Source organism: Leucobacter sp. 1207-22 (genome assembly GCF_052850455.1).
In genome coordinates this window covers 38369-57545 of the sequence record NZ_VXCR01000006.1, presented here as the reverse complement: position 1 = coordinate 57545, position 19177 = coordinate 38369, and the positions used below count along the sequence as shown (strand labels likewise).

At 61.9% G+C, this 19177-nt stretch carries 19 protein-coding genes and 2 riboswitches; of the genes, 7 read left to right on the top strand and 12 right to left on the bottom strand.

What is annotated here, in order from left to right:
- Positions 1-30 precede the first annotated feature (30 nt).
- Together FW756_RS10985 and FW756_RS10980 are read right to left on the bottom strand one after the other, a co-directional pair.
- The gene (locus FW756_RS10985; protein ID WP_446430199.1) at positions 31-972 is read right to left on the bottom strand and encodes a 2-hydroxyacid dehydrogenase; all 942 of its coding nucleotides are present in this window, start codon (positions 970-972) and stop codon (positions 31-33) included.
- Positions 973-1015: 43 nt separating this feature from the next.
- On the bottom strand, positions 1016-1960 hold the full coding sequence (locus tag FW756_RS10980) for an NAD(P)-dependent oxidoreductase (RefSeq protein WP_446430198.1): 945 nt from the start codon (positions 1958-1960) through the stop codon (positions 1016-1018).
- Between the two features lie 98 nt (positions 1961-2058).
- Between FW756_RS10980 and FW756_RS10975 the strand changes: the two genes are divergently transcribed.
- The 3 genes from FW756_RS10975 (at position 2059) to FW756_RS10965 (ending at position 5344) form a co-directional block, all read left to right on the top strand.
- On the top strand, positions 2059-2949 hold the full coding sequence (locus tag FW756_RS10975; RefSeq protein ID WP_446430197.1) for an alpha/beta fold hydrolase: 891 nt from the start codon (positions 2059-2061) through the stop codon (positions 2947-2949).
- A gap of 18 nt (positions 2950-2967) precedes the next feature.
- The gene (locus FW756_RS10970; RefSeq protein ID WP_446430196.1) at positions 2968-4023 is read left to right on the top strand and encodes a lipoate--protein ligase family protein; all 1056 of its coding nucleotides are present in this window, start codon (positions 2968-2970) and stop codon (positions 4021-4023) included.
- Positions 4024-4099: 76 nt separating this feature from the next.
- On the top strand, positions 4100-5344 hold the full coding sequence (locus FW756_RS10965; RefSeq protein ID WP_446430195.1) for a D-alanyl-D-alanine carboxypeptidase family protein: 1245 nt from the start codon (positions 4100-4102) through the stop codon (positions 5342-5344).
- A 29-nt stretch (positions 5345-5373) separates the two neighbouring features.
- Here the strand turns inward: FW756_RS10965 and FW756_RS10960 are convergent, their stop codons facing one another.
- A complete protein-coding gene (locus tag FW756_RS10960) occupies positions 5374-6786 on the bottom strand; it encodes an aminotransferase-like domain-containing protein (RefSeq protein ID WP_446430194.1) in 1413 nt (470 codons plus the stop codon).
- A gap of 22 nt (positions 6787-6808) precedes the next feature.
- On the opposite strand from FW756_RS10960, the gene FW756_RS10955 reads away from it, so the two are divergent.
- Positions 6809-7738, top strand: a complete 930-nt coding sequence (locus FW756_RS10955; RefSeq protein WP_446430193.1) for a DMT family transporter — start codon at positions 6809-6811, stop codon at positions 7736-7738.
- 15 nt (positions 7739-7753) lie between these two features.
- Here the strand turns inward: FW756_RS10955 and FW756_RS10950 are convergent, their stop codons facing one another.
- The gene (locus tag FW756_RS10950) at positions 7754-8470 is read right to left on the bottom strand and encodes an MgtC/SapB family protein (protein ID WP_446430192.1); all 717 of its coding nucleotides are present in this window, start codon (positions 8468-8470) and stop codon (positions 7754-7756) included.
- A gap of 67 nt (positions 8471-8537) precedes the next feature.
- Positions 8538-8707, bottom strand: a riboswitch (M-box (ykoK) riboswitch).
- Between the two features lie 134 nt (positions 8708-8841).
- On the opposite strand from FW756_RS10950, the gene FW756_RS10945 reads away from it, so the two are divergent.
- Entirely contained in the window at positions 8842-9132 is a 291-nt protein-coding gene (locus FW756_RS10945; protein ID WP_446430191.1) for a hypothetical protein, read from the top strand.
- Positions 9133-9326: 194 nt separating this feature from the next.
- Here the strand turns inward: FW756_RS10945 and FW756_RS10940 are convergent, their stop codons facing one another.
- The 7 genes from FW756_RS10940 to FW756_RS10910 form a co-directional block, all read right to left on the bottom strand.
- The gene (locus FW756_RS10940; RefSeq protein ID WP_446430190.1) at positions 9327-10220 is read right to left on the bottom strand and encodes a CorA family divalent cation transporter; all 894 of its coding nucleotides are present in this window, start codon (positions 10218-10220) and stop codon (positions 9327-9329) included.
- Positions 10217-11161 carry a CorA family divalent cation transporter gene (locus FW756_RS10935; RefSeq protein WP_446430189.1) on the bottom strand — a complete coding sequence of 315 codons (945 nt, stop codon included), beginning with the start codon at positions 11159-11161 and terminating at the stop codon, positions 10217-10219. Before FW756_RS10935 ends, FW756_RS10940 begins: the two co-directional genes overlap by 4 nt.
- 60 nt (positions 11162-11221) lie before the next feature.
- On the bottom strand, positions 11222-11464 hold the full coding sequence (locus tag FW756_RS10930; protein ID WP_446430188.1) for a hypothetical protein: 243 nt from the start codon (positions 11462-11464) through the stop codon (positions 11222-11224).
- A 37-nt stretch (positions 11465-11501) separates the two neighbouring features.
- The gene (locus tag FW756_RS10925; RefSeq protein WP_446430187.1) at positions 11502-12452 is read right to left on the bottom strand and encodes a CorA family divalent cation transporter; all 951 of its coding nucleotides are present in this window, start codon (positions 12450-12452) and stop codon (positions 11502-11504) included.
- Between the two features lie 59 nt (positions 12453-12511).
- Positions 12512-12871, bottom strand: a complete 360-nt coding sequence (locus FW756_RS10920) for a hypothetical protein (RefSeq protein WP_446430186.1) — start codon at positions 12869-12871, stop codon at positions 12512-12514.
- A 47-nt stretch (positions 12872-12918) separates the two neighbouring features.
- Positions 12919-13084, bottom strand: a riboswitch (M-box (ykoK) riboswitch).
- An 88-nt stretch (positions 13085-13172) separates the two neighbouring features.
- Entirely contained in the window at positions 13173-14552 is a 1380-nt protein-coding gene (locus tag FW756_RS10915) for an ABC transporter ATP-binding protein (protein WP_446430185.1), read from the bottom strand.
- An 81-nt stretch (positions 14553-14633) separates the two neighbouring features.
- The gene (locus FW756_RS10910; protein ID WP_446430184.1) at positions 14634-16388 is read right to left on the bottom strand and encodes an ABC transporter permease; all 1755 of its coding nucleotides are present in this window, start codon (positions 16386-16388) and stop codon (positions 14634-14636) included.
- A 115-nt stretch (positions 16389-16503) separates the two neighbouring features.
- Here FW756_RS10910 and FW756_RS10905 point away from each other — a divergent pair, with 115 nt between their 5' ends.
- Together FW756_RS10905 and FW756_RS10900 are read left to right on the top strand one after the other, a co-directional pair.
- Positions 16504-16887: an ArsR/SmtB family transcription factor gene (locus tag FW756_RS10905; RefSeq protein WP_446430183.1), complete on the top strand. Its 384-nt coding sequence runs from the start codon at positions 16504-16506 to the stop codon at positions 16885-16887.
- A 39-nt stretch (positions 16888-16926) separates the two neighbouring features.
- Positions 16927-17802 carry a DNA-3-methyladenine glycosylase family protein gene (locus FW756_RS10900; protein WP_446430182.1) on the top strand — a complete coding sequence of 292 codons (876 nt, stop codon included), beginning with the start codon at positions 16927-16929 and terminating at the stop codon, positions 17800-17802.
- 112 nt (positions 17803-17914) lie between these two features.
- On the opposite strand, the gene aztD is transcribed toward FW756_RS10900, so the two are convergent.
- Complete coding sequence (gene aztD, locus FW756_RS10895; protein ID WP_446430181.1) at positions 17915-19123, bottom strand: zinc metallochaperone AztD; 1209 nt, start codon at positions 19121-19123, stop codon at positions 17915-17917.
- Positions 19124-19177 lie beyond the last annotated feature (54 nt).

Sequence of the window (19177 nt, the reverse complement as noted above, 5' to 3'; positions counted from 1 at the left end):
CTGTTCGTGCTGCGCGCCCAGCCGTTCGGGTTAGACCGTCACAAGATTTTCGAACGCTTCACCCGCGCGCAGGTGTTCCACCTGGCGCAGCACGAGCGCACGCATGCGAGGCAGCATCGAGCTTGCACCGCCGCCAACGTGCGGCACCACGATCGTTCCAGGCGTGCGCCAGAGCGGGTGATCAGCCGGAAGCGGTTCTGGGTCAGTCACATCAAGCGCCGCCCGAATTCGACCAGTCGACAACTCTGCAACGAGCGCATCGGTGTCGATGACCGGGCCACGCGCAACGTTCACCACAAGTGCGTTATCTGGCAGCGCAGCCAAGGCGGCAGCGTCAATGAGATGCCGGGTCAACTCAGTGAGCGGCGTGATGAGGACCACGACATCGGCCTGCGCGAGCCGCTCGTGCAACTCATCAAAGCCGTGCACGTGGACCTGCTCCCCCGCAAGGTTCTGTTCGACTCGCGAGCTACGGGCGAGGCGTGAAATCTCGACCTCGAAGCCCGCCAACCGCGCCTCGATCGCCTTGCCGATACCGCCGTACCCAACAATGAGTACCCGACGATCGGCAAGGCTTGGCATGGACGCATACTGCCACCGCTGCTCATCTGCTGTACGAATAAAATCTGGCAACCCACGTTGTGAGGCCAGCATGAGTGCAACCGCGAGTTCTGCCGTCGACGTATCGTGCACGCCTGACGCGTTCGCCACGAGCTGCCCCGGCTGCAGATAGTCACCAACGCCTTCGTACCCATTCATCTGCAACTGCACGAGCCCAACCTCACAGCCAGCGAGGCGTTCAAGGCGGCGAAGCGAACTACGGTAGGGCGGCACCACGATGTCGAAGGCACCGCGCGGAGCAGGACCATCGCAGTCCCAAGCGACCAGGTCAATGCCGGGCAGGCCGACCAGAGCGTCGTACAGCTCACCGCTCGGCACTGAGACTGCGATATTGCGCTCGTTCGTGTTCATGAGTTCATTCTCCTTGCACCCACCGACATTCAAAAGCCCCGGCCTATGCGCCTGGCCCGAGCACCAGGTTCACAGGCGCTTCTCCTGACTGCAAACGCGTGATCTGACGACGAATCAGTGCCGCCATGCGCGGCAAAAGCGCATCAGTGTCGGCGCCAGCGTGCGGAGTAATCAGTACGTTCGGTGCGCTCCACAGCGGGTGATCCGCTGGCAGCGGCTCGGGGTCGGTGACGTCGAGTGCTGCCCGGATCCGCGCCCCTGACAACTCAGCAACAAGCGCATCAGTGTCAACGACGCCGCCGCGCGCGACGTTCACCAGAAGGGCGTTGTCTGGCAGCGCTGCCAACGCTGCTGCGTCGATGAGGTGGCGGGTTTGGGCCGTGAGCGGCACCGCAAGAATCACCACGTCACTCACCGCAAGGTTCGCGTGCAGGTCAGCGAAGCTGTGCACCTCGACCTCATCACCGGCAAGGTTGCGTTCGGTACGGGCGGATCGTGCCATGCGCGTGATCCGCGCTTCGAAGCCCTGGAGTCGCGCGTCAATGGCTTTTCCGACGCCGCCGTACCCGACGATGAGAATTCGCTTGTCGCACAGGCTTGGCAAGAAGGTGCTCTGCCACTCGTGCTGATCCGCGGCCCGAACGAACTGCGGAATGCCACGCTGCGCCGCAACCGTGAGCGCAACCGCCAGTTCGGCTGTTGGGCCGTCGTGCACGCCTGCCGCGTTCGCGAGCGGAATACCCTGCGGGAGATAGGCAGGAACTTCGTCGTAACCGATCCACTGCCACTGCACGAGCCGCGGGTTCACCTCAGCGAGATGCGCAAGTCCCTCGAAGTTTCCGAAGTTACTCGCAACCACCAGATCGATATGAGATTCGGGTGCTGGGCCGGTGAGATCCCAATCAATGAAACGAACATTGCGCGGATCACCAAGCGCTTCACGGAGTCCCGGATCCTGCGGCAGTGCAACAACGAGAGGTTCTGTCATGACCAGAGTGTATCGACGAGTGCGCGTTGTCAGGGGTCCCGTCTACCATCGAAGATATCCGGCAACCACCCGCCCCAGCGAGAGATCAAGAGGCCGACATGAGTGCAAGCACCAACCACGTGAGTTTCCAGTCAGTGAATTACGTCGATGACTACGACGTCGAGATCTCGGCATACGCCTGGCTTCCAGACAGCACGGTGAACGACGGCGAGCTCCTTGGCGCGGTACAAATCGCGCACGGCATCGGTGAACACGCGCTGCGATATGACCACTTCGCGCGACGGCTTGCTCTTGCTGGGTTCGCCGTTTACGCCGACGACCACCGCGGTCACGGCGAGACGGGGCGTGCTCAGCACGACGGCGATCTCTCGCGGCTTGGCAAGCTCGGGCCGGGCGGGCTGCGCGCAACCGAGGCCGCAATTGTGCAGTTCACCGGGATCATTCGAGACCGTCACCCTGGGCTGCCCGTTGTCATGTTCGGCCACTCATGGGGTTCGCTCATGACCCAGCGCATCTTGAACGAGCACCCCCGGTTGTGGGATGCCGTTGTGCTTTCGGGTTCTGCGTTGCGCAGCCTCCGCTTCATGGAGTCTGGCGATCTCAACGCGCGCTGGGCAGGCGATGGTGCAAGCGGGTTTGAGTGGCTCAGCCGAGACCCAGAGAACGCAGCACGGTTCATTGCTGACGAGCTTTGCTTCTCAGCAGACATCCTCAAACTCTTCGGCGTCGCAGACGGCCTTCGGCTCTTCGGCAAGCCTGGCCACGGTCTCGCGTCCGACGTGCCACTGCTGCTTGTCGCTGGCGATGACGACCCGCTCAGCCGCGGCGACGGCCTCAGCCGGCTCGCAGACCTGTACCGACAGCGCGGTGTTCGCGACGTCACCCTGCGCGAGTACCCAGGCGCGCGTCACGAGATCCTCAAAGAAACCAACGCAGACGCGGTTGAGACAGACATCATTACCTGGATTCTCGAGCGCGTCGGCGACTAATAGGCGTACCCTGAAATCATGAATGTACACGGCGAATACAAGGTCCCTGGCGGCAAGCTAGTCGTCGTCGATTTCACGATCGTCGACGAGAAGATCGCAGACTTCAGTCTGTCTGGCGACTTCTTCCTGGAGCCCGACGAAGCGCTCCTCGATATCAACGCTGCGATCACTGGGCTCAGCCCCAACAGCACCATCGAAGCCTTTGGCGATGCGATCCGCGCAGCGCTCCCGGCAGAGGTGCACCTGCTCGGTTTCACTCCTGATTCGGTTGGCGTCGCCATTCGACGTGCAATCACCGGTGCGGCGCACTGGCGGGACTACGACTGGCAGATCATCCACGAGCGTGCGGTCGCCCCCGTACTCAACGCCGCACTTGACGAAGTGCTCACAACCGCGGTCGGTGAGGGCCTGCGTGGCCCAACGCTGCGCATCTGGGAGTGGGATCGCCCTGCCGTATTCATCGGCAGCTTCCAGTCAGTGCAAAACGAGGTCGACGAAGAGCAGCTCAACGCTCGCAACGCACAGCTCGTTCGCCGCATTTCTGGCGGCGGCGCCATGTACATGGAGCCCGAGGCGTGCATCACCTACGCGCTCTACGTACCGGGTGAGCTCGTGCGTGGCATGAGCTTCGCCGATTCATATGCCTTCCTTGACGAGTGGGTGCTCGAAGCGCTGCATTCCCTCGGCATCGATGCGGTGTACAAGCCGCTCAACGACATCACGAGCCCGCAGGGCAAGATCGGTGGCGCTGCGCAGAAGCGCATCGCGTCAGGCGCCGTCCTGCACCACGTCACGATGGCGTACGACATGGACCCTGTCGCTATGACCGAGGTCCTGCGCATTGGCCGCGAGAAGCTTTCCGACAAGGGAACCGCAAGCGCACAGAAGCGAGTCGATCCGCTGCGCAGCCAGACCGGGCTGAGCCGTGAAGAGATCGTTGAACGTCTCGTGGAGGTCTTTATCCGCAGACACGGCGGCACCCGCAGTGAGGTCACCGAGGGTGAGTGGGACGCGGCAGAACAGCTCGTCGAGAAGAAATTCTTGACGGAAGACTGGATCCGCCGGGTCCCCTAGGCGCTCCAGCGGCCCCCGCACTGCGTGGGCACCGCCACCAGCCGTCCATTCAGCAACCCGACCCTAATCTGGAACTGTGCCTACGAAGTCGACCCGAACACACAAACTGCTCACACGCGGGGTCCCCGTCATTGCCGTGCTTGTCGCCGGTGCCTACGTCGGTGCCTGCGCGCTCGCACCGCTTGATACCCCGACGCTCAAGGTCTCCATGAACCTCGAGCAAGAGGTCACCAATGACGCGCAGATCGCACAAGACTTCGTCAACACCTACAGCGCTCCCACCGCGGTGAGCTGGTCCGATGGCACAACCTGGGTGAACGACGACACCGTACGTCCGCTTGCGAGCATCTCGAAGCTCGTGACCGTGCTCGTGAGCCTCGAGAAGCAGCCTCTCGCTGCCGGCGAAGACGGCCCGATACACGTCTGGTCACAGGCAGATGTTGCACAGCAAGACATCTACCGCCTTGACGACGGGATTCTGTACGAAACCCCAGTCGGCACCGAGGTGACGACGCGCCAGATGCTGGAGCTCTCGCTCATCATGTCGGCGAACGACTATGCATACGCCTACGCAATGTCGGTGTTTGGCAGCCAAGACGCCTTCCTCGCCGCGGTTGACGAGTGGAAAACCAAGCACGGCCTCGACTCACTCACCTTTGTCGAGCCGACCGGCATGGATGCTGGCAATGCTGCTGCCCCGACCGACATTATGAAGATCGGTTGGCTCGCAGCTCAGAACCCCACAATTACTGAGATCACCAGCATGTCATCCGCGACCATGCCGTGGAGCAGCAAGCCCGTCGAATCAACCAACTGGTTGCTCGGTGATGTTGCAGGCACGTTCGGCCTCAAGACAGGTTTCATTGAAGAAGTTGGCTACAACTTCGTCGTCGGCCAGCATGTCGAGGTGAACAGCCGCCCACTCACCCAGCTCACCGTCATGCTTGCCCGCGACAGCGAGGAAGAACGCGCAGACCAGGCAACCGACATTGCGGCGTCGCTGCAGACGCTTCCCAAACAAGTTGATCTTCTCACCGAGGGCACGAGTGTCGGCACCATGACGAGCGTCACAGGTGAGTCAGCTGCAGTGAAGGTGGGTGGATCCGCGCAGGCCACTCTCGTGCCAGGTGAGACCGCGACCGTCACCGTCGACTGGCAGAAGCCGAAAGATGGCACCAAGGGCACTGTCGGCACGGCAACCGTCACGAGTCCCGAGGGCACGACCGAAGTGCCGATAGAACTCACCAAAACCCTTGAAGGTCCCGACCTGTGGTGGCGTCTCACCCATCCCGGCGCAGTGACTGGCGCATTCTTCGGCTAGCTCAGCACTTGACCCAGCTGATCTGATCGTCAGTCCGTCACCGAGGCCAACACCTCACCGAGCACCTGCGCTGCACGCTCATACGCTCCGGGATTTGGTCCGGAATAATTCAGTCGCAGATACTGGCCAGTCGGTTCAGCCGGGAACCAGTCGTTCCCAGGCGCGACGATGACTCCGCGCTGTTCGCATTCGCGAGCGACGGCGGCAAGATCCGCGCCATCAGGCAACCGCAACCACAGGTTCAACCCGCCCCTGGGAATGTGGGCAAGGTAGGCCGTTGGCGCATACGTTCGGAGCGCATCGACCAGCAGGTTCCGACGCGCGGCGAGTTGCCCACGCAGTCCGCGCACGTGGGTGCGCCAGGCTGGCTGGGTGACAACGTCGAGTGCCGCCGCCTGCAGCACGCCGCTCACGTACATGGCTTGGGCTTGGGTGTCGGCAAGGATCCGCTCACGGGCCGGACCGCGCGCGACAACGCCCGCAACCCGCAGTGCGGGGGAAACGCTCTTCGTCAGCGAACGCACGTAGACCACATGACCGGAATCGTCGAGTGCGGCAATCGGGGTGATGTCTTCATCGATACTGAAGTCGTGCGCCCAGTCGTCTTCGATGAGAAAGGCTCCGCGCGCACGCACAATATCAAGCACACGTTCCGCAAGCGCAGGTGACCAGTGCGCACCCGTTGGGTTTGCGAAGTGAGGCTGCGCATACAACGCCCGCGCGCCGGTTCGCGCGAACGCACGATCGATCTCATCAGGATCTGGCCCGTCGGGACCACTCGGGATCGGGACCAGCTGCACCCCGACCTGCGCAGCAGCAAGAATCGCGCCCCAGTAACTCGGTGACTCGATGAGCATCGGTTGCCCGGCCCCAACTAGGGTGCGAAACAGCGTGCTCAGTCCGGCCTGGCTGCCTGGCAGAATCACCACGTCACTCGCCAGTGGCGGGGTCACACCGCCAGGTGTATCGGAGGCAAGCTCTGCCGCAAACCACGACTGCAGGTCGGGCAGACCGGCGGCCGGAGCCCGCACCACCGCAAGCTCGCTGCGGGCCGCACGCGCGAGGGCAGCACGCACCTGGCGCTCGGGCAGCAGACTCTTGTCTGGGTACCCAGAATGCAGTCCAATGACATCGTTCGCTGTCGTACGTAGCGCGCTCGAAAGCTGAGGCAACCGCTGTTGCGGGGCACCGAGCGCTGCGGTCTGCCAGCCAAAATCATGCGGCTTCGGGGCGCGGATCCCCCGCACGAACGTACCAACGCCAGGCCGGGATTCAATCACACCCTGGGCAACGAGCGTGCGCAAGGCTTGCTGCACCGTCACCGGACTCACCTCGTGTTCAGCGACGAGCGCACGCGTCGACGGCAGCTTCGCGCCCGGAGCGGCGTTCGCAATCCACTCCCGAAGTATCGCCACAATTCGATCACTGCTACTGTAGGACATGAAGCAACATAGTACCGCTACTGTGAATAATCAGCTACCGCTATCGCATGCGAAGCGTGCGAGTGGCACTGGGCGCGCAGGCCTCTGGTGGGGCCTGCTTGGCGTGACCGCATTCTCGTTCACCGTGCCCCTCACTCGCGTTGCCGTCGAAAACGGCCACATGTCGCCGCTATTCGTCGGTTCCGGTCGCGCCGTCATTGCTGCACTACTTGCCGCGGCGGCCCTGTGGCTCACGAAACAACGACTCCCCCGCGGCAAACAATGGGTGCAGGTCACCATCGTTGCTGGCGGATCCGTCATCGGATTCCCACTCCTCACCTCCTACGCACTCACGAGCGCACCGGCAAGCCATGGCGCTGTCGTGATTGCCGTCTTGCCTGTTGCAACCGCAGTCATCGCAGCCCTTCGCACCGGCGAGCGTCCTGCCCGTGCCTTCTGGATTGCCGCCCTCACTGGCGCAGTCGCAGCGGTGGCGTTCGCAGCAATCCAGGGCGGCGGATTCGCGGGCCTTGGCATCGCAGATCTGTTGCTGTTTGCTTCGGTGCTTGTCTGCGCAATCGGATACGCCGAAGGCGGAGTACTTTCGCGCACACTCGGATCCTGGCAAACCATCTCATGGGCGCTAGTCCTTTCGGCACCCGTCTCGATCGCGCTCACCGCATTCGCGATCGCCGAACACCCGCCCACCGGCACCATCACCGAGTGGGGCGCGTTTGCGTACCTCGCATGCATCAGCATGTTTCTCGGCTTCTTCGCCTGGTACCGCGGGCTCGCAATCGGCCCAATGGCGCAGGTCAGCCAGGTGCAACTCGCGCAGCCGGTCATGAGCATCTGCTGGGCCGGACTGCTGCTTGGCGAACACATCGGCTGGGCAACCATACTCGGCGGGCTCGCAGTCGTGGGGTGCGCGCTCCTCGCCGTTCGAGTGCGCAATCGAGACGTGCGTGCGTGAGACACGCAGGGAGAGCTAGTCCTCCCCGCGCAGTTCGGTCGCGTACCACCGCACTGACGTCACCTCAGGCACGGGAACCACATCAGCAATCGCGGCTTCGAGCGCAGCATCACTGCGTTCGAACGCAGTGATGCGCGCGGTCAGTTCGACCTCGTCACCGCTCAAGTCGGTTGCTTCAAGCGCGTGCATCGTAAATTCGGGACGCTGTAGTGCGGTCACAATCTGCGACCGCACGCTCACTTCGGCATCGGTCGCGGATCGCACCACAAAGACATACTCCGTGGCAACTGGCTCACGGCTTCCGGCACGCACATTGCGGTCGAGCAGCCGGCCGATCGGCCGCAGCAGCAGGTTCGAAAACACCACCGCAGCAGTGCCACCAATGGCAACGAGAATCATGCCGCCACCCGCAAGCGCACCAATCGCGGCCGATGCCCACAGCGTCGCAGCAGTATTGAGTCCCGAAATCGAAGCACCCTGCTTCATAATCACACCGGCACCGAGAAAGCCGATACCGGAAACAATCTGCGCGGCAACGCGAGTTGGGTCAGCGCCAGGCCCATCAAAGCTAAACGCACCCATGATGACAAAGAGTGCAGCGCCAAGACTCACGAGCGCGTTCGTGCGCAGCCCTGCGGTGCGGGAACGCAGCTGCCGCTCGAAGCCAATAAGCACGCCGAGCACCAGCGCAAGCGCAATACGCAGGGCAAGATCTAGGGTCAGTTCAGTCACGAGAACCTCCGGTGGGTTCGGCACCCAAGGGTGCGGCGGATCGCAACAGGCAGGCACGGGCCTGTTGCACACGCTTCCACGTCAGAGCTTTGGCACTGCGCGACGTATCCACACCACTGGAATCCGCTTGGGGCCAACCCTTAATCCGGGAAAGCCTGTCCTCATCCTGGGCGTCTCTCGACGTCGTCGGATGAGCGGACTGTGTTCACGCAGGAGCCTCGCCGAACGAAGCGCTACTCCCTCCACTGTAGCCGAGCACGCACATTTATTCAACACTTGCGCAAACGCGCAAGTGTTGTACGCTTGAAAAGGAAACAGCGCCACGCTCGCTGAGCAGGTGCACGAACATCACTCACCACGAGGGGGCGCACATGCGCAACACCAGCAGGTTCTCGAGCCGTCCAGACCAGACTCAAGCTCTCTCGCCCGAGCGTTCGTTCTCAGCCCAGCGTGAGCTTGACGAGGCTGACTTCCAGAAAGCTTCACGGCGCATCTGGCTGCGCAGCCTACTCGTCGTCACCGTCATGTTCCTTGTGCTTGCTGCAGTCATTGAGTGCGCGGCACTCGCGCTCGGCCGCTCCGGGTCATGGCTCACAGCGCTTGCCTGCCTCGCCGGCGCGCTGCTCGTCAGCGCAGGCCTCGCAGTTACGCGCCAGCGATAGCCGCGCGAATCACCACTTCGGTGTTTGGACATCCGTCGATGTGCAGCAACTGAAACTTCATGCGTCCATTCTCAGGCATCTCGCCGTCAATCACCCGACGCACCAGGGGCGCATCTGGCCCTGCCAGATACGCCCCTGCGATGTTTCGTTCGAGATGCGCAGGGGCTCAACTGCGGTGAACCCCTGCGTTGCGCCTAGCGCAACTGCCCCGCCCGTTTGACCGTGTAGATCGGCAAGACCGCGAGACAGAAGACGCCAAGAATCTGGATCCAGCTCGAGAACTCCCAACTCAGCTCTGGCATGTTCTCAAAGTTCTGACCATACCAATTGATGAGTGTCGTGCCAGGGATCAAGATTGCCCAGAGCACGGTGAAGATCTTCACGATGTTCAAGTCGCTCGTCGAGATCTGCTGCGAGGCACCCTGCGAGTGGAACCGGTGTCGCCCGACAAGAAATTCAAGCCGCCGAGTGAGCGCCTCGCCCTGCTGCACGAGCAAGTCAACCTGTGGCCTACTCACGTCAGCGGAAGCGCTGAGATCACGTCGCAGCAATCGCGCAAACTGCACAAATCCGTTGATGGACAGCGACACATGCGAGAGCGCATGGTCAATATCGATGAGCATCTCGCTCACCCGCGGCAGGTCGCTCACGCCAAGACTGCCGGCAACTGCTGCCTCGCGCTCGATACGAGCCATCTGGCGCCGCACCCCATTCACGTCGTGTTCGAGCAGCGCGAGCACACCGACGTTTGCCTGCAAACCGGCCTGCGCGATCTCGAACCACACACGTTCGATGCTTTGTTCTTCACCTTCATCCCACTGCAGTCGCGCTTCAACATCTTGGAAGACTGGAATTCCTGCACCCGGCTCAATAGTGACGAGCTGGGTTGGCGAGGCGAGAACTGCGAACTCGTACACGCGAACCGACGCAGCCTCGGCGGCAACGACCCGAAGTACGAGCTGGTGTTCTTGGGTTTCGTCATAGTCTCGCAGCCGACGAGCGATCAGGCGATCCGCCATCTCAATATCGTCATCGGTGTCCACAAACGCGCGCGTCCACGACGACCGGGTGATGCTTCGCATGCTCATCGCAGCCACCCCTTCTTCTTGATGTACCAGAGCGGCACCAGCGCAAAGATCGCGGTCGTTCCCATGACGAACCACTCGCCCCACGGAAGGGCAAGCTCAGGCATGTTCGCAAAGTTCTGCCCGTAGTACGCAGCGATCAGCGTTGGCGGGGTGAAGACCGCCGTGACGACGGTGAACACCTTAATGATCTGGTTCTGCTTGAGGTCGAGCGTCGTCATCAGCGACTGCTGAATGTTGCGCACCTTGGCATGCTGGAAGCGTGCATGCCTGCGGCCACCCTGCATGTCGGAGAGGATCGTCGAATACTCTGCGCGTGATGCGCCGTTGACCCGTCGGCTCCAGCGCGCGGCGCGCTCAAGCATGAGCTGCCCCTGCACCGTGCGAGCGATGAGTTCTTCAGCACCTCCAAGCGACACCGCGGTTTGGGCAATATCAGCAACACCGACCTGACGCCCCTCCATGCGGAAGCCGCCGCTGCTATCAACAGCTTCGTCGGCAAGCGTGTTCAGCACGAGCGAGATACGGGCAACCGTCTCTTGCATCGCATCATTCAGCCCTTCAAGGATCTTCTGAATCGCGGCCGCACTTGTCACTTCTGCCGAGTCACGCGCGAGCCGTTCCTGTGCCGCGCTCAGCGCAGCAATGGGCATATCCGGCTCGACGGTGATCAGCACGCCACCCGTGAGCACGAGCAGAATGCGTGCCGCCGAGAACGACGTGCCGGTGCCACCGTCTGCGGTGTCAAGCAATGGCAGTTCAAGCGGCAGCAAAATGAAGCCCTGTTCTTCAACGGGGTGCCGCACCGGCAGGTCAAGTCGCACACCGTACTGACGATAGATACTCGCAAGCATTTCGGTATCTGAGGCACGCACGCGAATCCATCCGTGCTGCGGCAGCTCACGCGCTTCTTCTGGCGCGGCGATAACCGTGTTCTCTTCCATGTTTTCACTTTCACAACTGGATCGGTGCCGCTCGTGGGCCCCATCGCTGACTGGGGGTGGCTACCCGAGGGTGAGGCCGAAAATGTGCAGTCCCGCGAAGCACGCGATGAGTCCCGAGTAGAGGACGACGACAGCCCAGATGATTTCTTTCTCAATTTTTGAGCTGCCTTGCTGGCGCTCGGCACCAGTCTCAGAGGTGATTTCAGCGGCTGGCCCATTGCCAAGGTGCTGAATGTCGAGGCGTGAGCTCCATGCGACCGGGGTCGTTGCCTGTTCGGTGGGGGAAGTATTCTGCTTGGACATGTGAATTCCTTTGTCTAACAAGTGAGTGGTGGATCGCTTACCGCAACCAGCCGCGCTTACGCACGTAGATGAGCGGCGCCAAGGCGAAGATGAAGCTGAGCACGATGATCATTGGTTCAGCGTGCTGCCACGCGAGGATCGGCATGAACTCGAAGTTCATGCTGTAATACGTCGACAGCAACATGACCGGCAAGAACACTGCAGTGACCACGGAGAAGACCTTGATGATCTGGTTTTGCTTCACGTTCAACGCAAGGTTGTTCGTCTGCTGCAGCAGGCGAACGCGGTCGTGCACGAAGTCAATATGCGGTTCAATCGCTTCAATATCGTCGATCAGCATCTCAAGATCGGTACGCGCCTCGATGCCCCGGCTCCAGAGCTTCGCGCGCAGGTGGCGAGCAGCCTCAGCAAGTTCAAGCTGGCTCTCCATGCAGTGCGAGAGCAGCTCCTCCATGTCAGCAAGTTCCTGCTGCGTGTAGGTCACATCACTCACGCCGAACTCACGTGATTTCTTCGCCTCAAGGCTCTGCAGAATGGCCCCGGTTTGGGTCATCATTCGTTCGGCGCCTTCACTCATTGCGGTAACGAGCTCGTCAGTGGCGTCTGCCATTGCCTGCAGCAGACTTGCCACGATTTCCAGGGGGCTGTCTTCTTCGCGTCCGTCGCGCTCCATGCGGGCAAGCGCAAGATCGAACGGCGTCGCTGAACCCACCGGTTCGACAGTGAAGACTCGATCCTCACTGACTGCGATGAGCACGCGGGTGGTCTGGAACCCCCGTCCCGATCGATCGACGAACGACAGCGGCATGTAGCTGTAGCCGCCCGCGGAGCTGAACGAGACGTTCGCGCCCCCCGCAAGGTCGACGCCATAGCTTTCGCGCAGCTTCGCCATTACCTGCGCGTTATTGCCGCGCATTCGCTGCCACCGGCCGGTCAGCAGGGACTCGACCCCTGCCTCGCGTGTGGCCGTGTGCTGGGAAGTAGTCATGTTGTACTTTCTTGGTCATGCGCCCGAGGGCGCAAGCGATATCAGGCCCGATGCGGGGCCTACTTCTCGTCTTGCTCCTTGTAGAAGCCGCCGTGAGTGCCTGACGTCGACGACGTCTTGGTCTCGAGGCCGTAGTTGAAGCCGTACAGGCTTGCGGTGACGACGAGCACCAGCACGCTGCTCACGAGCACCATGGTGGTCGTGAAGCGTTCGTAGCGAGTGGCGCGGCGCTTGTTCGCGCGTTCTTCAGGGCGAGGAGCAAACAGCTGGCTCTGCCAGGTGGGTGCTCCGCGGTGCGGATCCGGCTGCGCAGACGGAGTCTGCGCCACCGGGAGAGTGGTGGAAGACGATGCTCCCCCACCCACCAGCGAATCGGTCGCGGATGAGATCAGGAGGTGTTCGTAAAGTGCTGCACGCATAACTGTCTGGTCCTCTCAAGACAGGCCGAATCAGCGATCGGCTCGGGATCGCGCCTCCATGTCAGAGCTTCGGCATTGCATGACGTAGTCGTAGTGCAGCCACTTGGGGCGTTCCCTTAATCCGAGAACGCCTGTCCTAATCTTGGGCATCTCTCGATGTCGTCAGATCAGTGGCCTATGTTCATGCAAGAGCCTCACCGAACGAAGCGCACTGCAAACATATCAATACTCAATCACTTGCGCAAGTATTGATCTGTTTTGTGAATCCGCACGCACAGCAGCGGAGCAAAATTACTGAAATCTAGCGGTCGAGATCTCCATCGAGCAAGGCAGCAATTGCCGCCGCAACCTCAGAGAGAATCAGTTCACCCGTGTTCGCGTCGAAGTCATACAGCTCACCGTAACGCCCCCACTGGATCGCGGTGTCGAGCTGCTGCTGCGCATCTTCGGCGGTGAATCCACGCAGCAACAAGTCGCGGAAGAAGTCATCACGCAACGCGCCATCATTACTGTTTTCCAGGGCCCGCACAATCGTTCGCACGAGTGGCGCGTGCGCAACGGCGAGCTCGGCAAACACCTCTTTCGAGTCATGCATGCCAGCAAGATGCCAGCGATACCCCTCCGCTGTGAGAAACGCTTGTGCGCCCTCAACTTCGAGCAGACCCAGCATTCGCGCTGCGTCAACAAGTGGCATGAGGTCATCGACCTCGAACGAGAGTTCGTCCGCAAGGTCTGGGAGATCCGCCTGCCCATCATGCGAATAGACAATCTCAGTGAACCCGGCAAGGCCGCCCACGCTCGCGTCTGGGAGTGGGTGCGTCAACGGCCCAGGAACCGAACCTTTCCGGGGAGCAGCCGCCTCGTCACGATCAGCGAGAATCGCGTACAACCGATCCACCATCGCCTCAAACGTTGGGCTTCGCCGGTCACGAGGCCGCGGCAGCAAGACCGGCACTTCGGCCTTGATATGCCCAGGGCCAGAGCCCAGAACCAGCACCCGATCGGCCATGAGCACGGCCTCTTCGATGTTGTGCGTCACGATGCAGATGCACGATGTCGGGAAGTCAGGACGCCCCCACAGCATCATCAGTTCGCTGCGAAGATTCTCGCCGGTCAATGCATCGAGTGCCGAGAACGGCTCATCCATCATGAGCACGTCAGGCTGCAACACGAGTGCGCGCGCAAATCCGACCCGTTGCCGCATGCCACCAGAAAGCTCTCGCGGGTAGGCCTTTTCAAATCCTTCGAGGCCGATTTGTTCGATTGCGGCGAGCGCGCGCTGTCGCCGATCCGTCGCCGATACTCCCGCAGCACGCAGGCCCAGCTCAACGTTTTCGAGCACCGACAGCCAGGGCATGAGCGCGAACGACTGAAACACCATCGCAACCCCGGGGTTTGCGCCTGTCAATTGCTCTCCGCGGTAGCGCACAGCACCACTGCTCGGCGTGATGAGCCCTGCAAGGGTACGCAACAGCGTTGACTTTCCCGAGCCTGACTTCCCGAGAATCGCGACCACTTCACCGACTCGGAGCGTCATGTTCACGTCGTCGAGCACGTGCAGGATCGATCCGTCAGCTGCAGGAAATGAGGTGTGCACGCCGACTGCCTCCACGAGCGCATCGTGCGCGCTGTGCGCGTCGGGCGACTGCTTGCTCGCCGAATCACTGCTGTGTGCAACCACGTGCGCCACATCCTCTCCCTACACAAGCCGGGCGCGCATGCGACACGTCACACGCGATTTGCCCGACGCCTGACTGCTGCATCATGTGAACGAATACCTCCGCTCAGCGAAGCGATACATCCGCCGCCAGAACACTCGATTTACCGTAACAACGAATACGCTCATCACGGTGACCCCCACGAGCGTGCGGGCAAAGTCGCCCGCAGCCGTCGACTGCGCAATATACGAGCCAAGGCCAAGCGCCGTGATGGTGGTATCGCCGTAGCTCACCACCTCAGCAACAATCGAGGCGTTCCAAGCACCGCCTGCGGCGGCAATCGCACCGGTCACCCACGACGCAAAGACCGCAGGGCCGTACAAGGTTTGCCAGCGCTGTCGCCGGTTGAGGCCAAGATTCACCGCGGCCTCCCGAAGGTCATTCGGAATCGCCGCGGCTCCCGCAATGACGTTGAACAGGAGGTACCACTGTGAGCCGAGCGCCATGAAGAGGATGCCGACGGTGTTGAGATTGCCACCGAGCGAGACGAGCGCAATCGTGAAGAGCGGGAAGAGGAAGTTGGCGGGAAAACTCGCGAGAATCTGCACCAGCGGCTGGGCAATGCGTGTCACTCTCGGGTGCAGCCCGATCCACACCCCGATGGGTACCCAGATGAGCGAGGCAAGCACCACCACCACGAAGACACGCGCCGCAGTGATGAGGCCGAGCACCCCAGCAATGCCGAACTGCTGCAGGCCCGTCTGCGCGCTGACGTACGAGAGCATGCGCCAAAGCCCGACACCCACGACCAACGCAACGATCACCAAGAACAGCACGTCACCGCGGCGACGCCCTGGCTGCTGCTCGGCTGTGCGCGCGGGACGCGTCGTGACACCGAACCCTCGCGTCGCGCGGTCAAGCCATGCCCCAACCGGCCGCAGCGCACGCGCGACAAGCCCTGGGATCGCTGAGCGACGCAACAGGTCGAGCACGACGCTGCGCTGTTGGTCAACGGTCACGGTGTCCCCCGTGCGGAACCGCTCGACCCACGCTGTGAGAGGTCGCCAGAACACGATGTTGACGCCAAGCACCATGACGACCATGACGCCGATCGCAAGCACGAGCCTGCCAATTTCTTGCTGCGCAGAGGCAGCCGCCACATACGAGCCAATGCCAGGCAGGGCGTACACACGGTTGTTCACACTGATCATCTCGGAGGCCACCAAGAAGAACCAGCCGCCACCAAAGCTCATCATGCCGTTCCACACGAGCGGGATCGTCCCGTGTGGCACATCTACGTTCCAGAACCGCTGCCACTTGGTGAGTCGCAGCAATCGAGCCGCCTCATCAAGATCTCGCGGCTGCGTCACCAGTGATTGGTAGAACGCGAAGGTCATGTTCCAGACCTGGCTGGTGAAGATCGCAAAAATCGCCGCACACTCGACCCCGAGTTCGGTGCCAGGAAAGAGCGTCAACCAGACGGTAAGCGTGACCGACAGGAACCCCAACACCGGAACCGACTGCAGCACGTCCAGCACCGGCAGCATGACCATTTCTGCACGCCGCCACCTCGCAGCGATCAGCGCGTATACAAAGCTGAAAACGAGCGCGAACCCAAGCGCGATAAACATTCGCAGCAGCGAGCGTCCCGCGTAGTACGGCAAGTACACGGGGTCCGTCGAGATCGTCGCTGCCGTCGCCACCTCGTCAATCGGGCCTGCGATGCTGCCAGAGAATGCAAGCACCAGCCAGAACATGACGACCACAGCAGCAAGCACCACGAGGTCAACCGCGAGACTACTGCGGCCACGAATCGACGCGTCATTGCCCGTGTAGGTGAACGGACGAAGAGACGCCATCACGGAATTCCTTTCGCCGCTTCCCTCGGCTCCGTGTACCGGGAGAATACTGTGCATTCAGCTTAGTCAACACTCAATAACTTGCGCATATTGCAGATCATTGGATGATAGAGGGATGGAGTCTCATTCTGCGCACCAATCCGTGACCGACGAGCAGCTCGCCGCAGCTGCCGCAACGTTTGGCATGCTCGCGACTCCATCACGACTTCACCTCGTCTGGCTGCTCGCTTCTGGCGAGTACGACGTCTCGACGCTGGCCGAGCTCTCGGGCTCAAACGTACCTGCGGCAAGCCAGCACCTCTCGAAGCTGCGAGCAGCGGGTATCGTTACGGCTCGCAGAGAGGGTCGCCGACAGTTGTACCGAGTCGAGGATCCCCACATCCTCACGGTCATCGAGCAGATGTTCTCGCACATTGCCCCCGACGGCACGCTCGCGGCCCCGCTCGACGAGCGCCGCCCACCGCGGCTGCCACGCTTCGAGCCCGCTCCGGCGGCGTAGCCGACTTCACCCGCGAAGCACCACGTGCCATCTCGTCCCGTGAGCACCGCAACCGCGTCTACCGCGCAGATGCCAACTTTCATCCCGTTCAACGTGCCCGCGCGCGGAGCCTTTCACCACGAAGCAGCACTTGCCCTGCTCACCGCACACGCTGTTCCCGGCCTCGAATGTGTCGATGCCACTGTCTACGAACGGTTGCTGCAGATCGCGGGCACGCACTACCGGGTGCGGATCACCCTGCACGCCGAAGGGGTCTCAGGCGAGGCGGCAGTGCCAGTTGAACTCCTGCCACAGCTCGTAACAAAGATCAGCGCTTGGTTCGATCTTGACACTGACATTGCAGGTATCGAACGAACGCTCGGCACGGATCCGCTCCTCGGCCCCCTCATTGCCAAGCGACCTGGTCTGAGACTCATCGGATCACCGCGCGAATTTGAGGCGGTCGCCGCGACGATTATCGGGCAACAGGTCTCACTCGCAGCCGCACGCACCTTTGCTTCGCGCATGGTGCAGGCCTACGGCGAGCGCCACGGTGATCTGCACGCCTACCCCACACCACAGGTGCTTGCAGCGCTCGATCCAGAGGCGCTGCGGGCGACCATCGGGCTCACGAAGGCACGGGCGCGTACACTGCATGCAGCCGCTGAACGCTGGGCCAAAGGACCGGTGTTGGCCGGCTTGACCGCAGACGAAGCACGGCCGCTCTTGCTGGCGCTGCCGGGTATCGGCCCCTGGACAGCTGACTATCTGCTGGTGCGCGAACTTCAGGATCCTGACACATTTGTGCCGACCGACCTGGTCGTACGCCGCGCGCTCGCACTCGATGCACGGGCCGCAGCGGATCGCTCAGCATCTTGGGCTCCCTACCGCTCATATGCACTGCTCCACCTGTGGACCGAGGCGTCATACTTGTAGCCCCGCGCAGTCAGGCAGGATCAGCGACCCGGCAGTGACGCCCAGCAGACAGTCTGGGCACGTGGCAGATGCGTCGGCACCACCCCAAGCTGTGGTGCCGACGCAGGCTCACTTAGTGCGCGTGCACGTGCGGGACAGCAACACCGCTGAGTTCGTTCGGTGCCGCATCAAGCTCGGTCTCAGCCAGTACCTTGCCCGTTGCGCCGTCAATGCGCAGCACCTTCTTCGTCTGCGGCTCGGTCACGTACAGGTCGTGACCACGCGCGAACAGTGCGGGGCGCGCAGCCTGCCAGTCCATCGGTTCCTGCCAGCTTGAAACCACCGGCCACGATTCAGTGACCTTGCCTGCAGCGGTGTCTACGACGTGGATCTTGCCGTCAGTTCCGAGGATGTACGCCTCACCGTGTGCACCTCGGCCGAAGGAACGGAAACTGTAGCTTGCTCCGTCTGGCATCTGCACCACGTCGAGCTTCTCGTGCTCGGTATCGACCAACGCGAACTGGGTCGGGAACTCACGCTCGGCATCGGGATCGACCTTGTAGTCACCAAGAATGATGGGCGACTCCTCGCTTCCCGCCTGCGTCGACACCGCCGCGTATTCAGCAGCGCCCTGAATCTTCACAAACTCACCGTTTTTGAAAAGCAGTACTCCGTCTTTGCAACCAAAGGCAACGGTCTCGCCCTCTGCAACAGCTTCACCGTGCACCCCTGGGCAGGATTCACTTCGCGCGAACTCCTTTCGAGCACCGTCGAGTGCGATGGCTCCCGGCCGCTCTTCGGCGTTCCCCAGCGTCGTCACGAGTGTGCCGTCTGCGAGTTCGACCGCTACACCGTGGTGCGCTTCAGCCGACAGGTAGGTCTGCGCTTTCGGCTGCCCCGCCGCAATGGCGTCTGAGTCGAACGAGGTTACGGTGCCCGTGCCGTCATGGAAGAGAATAGTCTTCCCCTCATGCAGCACCACATGCCCGGGTTTCTCACCGGGGAAGGTCGTGCCAGTAAACTCACCAGTTACCGCGTTGAGGACGTCAAACCCGTCTGCCGTTGAGACAAACACATGCTCGGCGTCACCAGCGCCGTTCACCCGGTTAAATCCTTCGAGCGGGACCGTGCGTTGTACCTCAAGGGTCTCGCCATCGAGCAAGTAGATGCCGCCGTCATACGTCACCGCGATCGGTTCGTGGACCGCAGCCGTGTCGCTCTCGCCCTTCGCTTCGTCTGCGGCAGCACCTGTTTGCGGATCGGCAGCGCAGCTTGAGAGCAACGCCGCGGTAAGCAGCGCTGCGAATGGCGCAAGCAGCAGCCGGGTGGTGGAAGGTTTCATGTGCATTATTGCCTTTCTTGTGAGTGGTTTCCGCAGATCGCGGAAGGGACCGTG

Bases quoted from the DNA above. Each gene is read 5' to 3' on its own strand.
- FW756_RS10920 (WP_446430186.1), bottom strand. From the start codon at position 12,871: ATGCGTGCAGCACTTTACGAACACCTCCTGATCTCATCCGCGACCGAT.
- FW756_RS10930 (WP_446430188.1), bottom strand. From the start codon at position 11,464: ATGTCCAAGCAGAATACTTCCCCCACCGAACAGGCAACGACCCCGGTC.
- FW756_RS10985 (WP_446430199.1), bottom strand. From the start codon at position 972: ATGAACACGAACGAGCGCAATATCGCAGTCTCAGTGCCGAGCGGTGAG.
- FW756_RS10960 (WP_446430194.1), bottom strand. From the start codon at position 6,786: ATGTCCTACAGTAGCAGTGATCGAATTGTGGCGATACTTCGGGAGTGG.
- FW756_RS10980 (WP_446430198.1), bottom strand. From the start codon at position 1,960: ATGACAGAACCTCTCGTTGTTGCACTGCCGCAGGATCCGGGACTCCGT.
- FW756_RS10905 (WP_446430183.1), top strand. From the start codon at position 16,504: ATGGAGTCTCATTCTGCGCACCAATCCGTGACCGACGAGCAGCTCGCC.
- FW756_RS10970 (WP_446430196.1), top strand. From the start codon at position 2,968: ATGAATGTACACGGCGAATACAAGGTCCCTGGCGGCAAGCTAGTCGTC.
- aztD (WP_446430181.1), bottom strand. From the start codon at position 19,123: ATGAAACCTTCCACCACCCGGCTGCTGCTTGCGCCATTCGCAGCGCTG.
- FW756_RS10975 (WP_446430197.1), top strand. From the start codon at position 2,059: ATGAGTGCAAGCACCAACCACGTGAGTTTCCAGTCAGTGAATTACGTC.
- FW756_RS10925 (WP_446430187.1), bottom strand. From the start codon at position 12,452: ATGACTACTTCCCAGCACACGGCCACACGCGAGGCAGGGGTCGAGTCC.
- FW756_RS10935 (WP_446430189.1), bottom strand. From the start codon at position 11,161: ATGGAAGAGAACACGGTTATCGCCGCGCCAGAAGAAGCGCGTGAGCTG.
- FW756_RS10945 (WP_446430191.1), top strand. From the start codon at position 8,842: ATGCGCAACACCAGCAGGTTCTCGAGCCGTCCAGACCAGACTCAAGCT.
- FW756_RS10910 (WP_446430184.1), bottom strand. From the start codon at position 16,388: ATGGCGTCTCTTCGTCCGTTCACCTACACGGGCAATGACGCGTCGATT.
- FW756_RS10940 (WP_446430190.1), bottom strand. From the start codon at position 10,220: ATGAGCATGCGAAGCATCACCCGGTCGTCGTGGACGCGCGCGTTTGTG.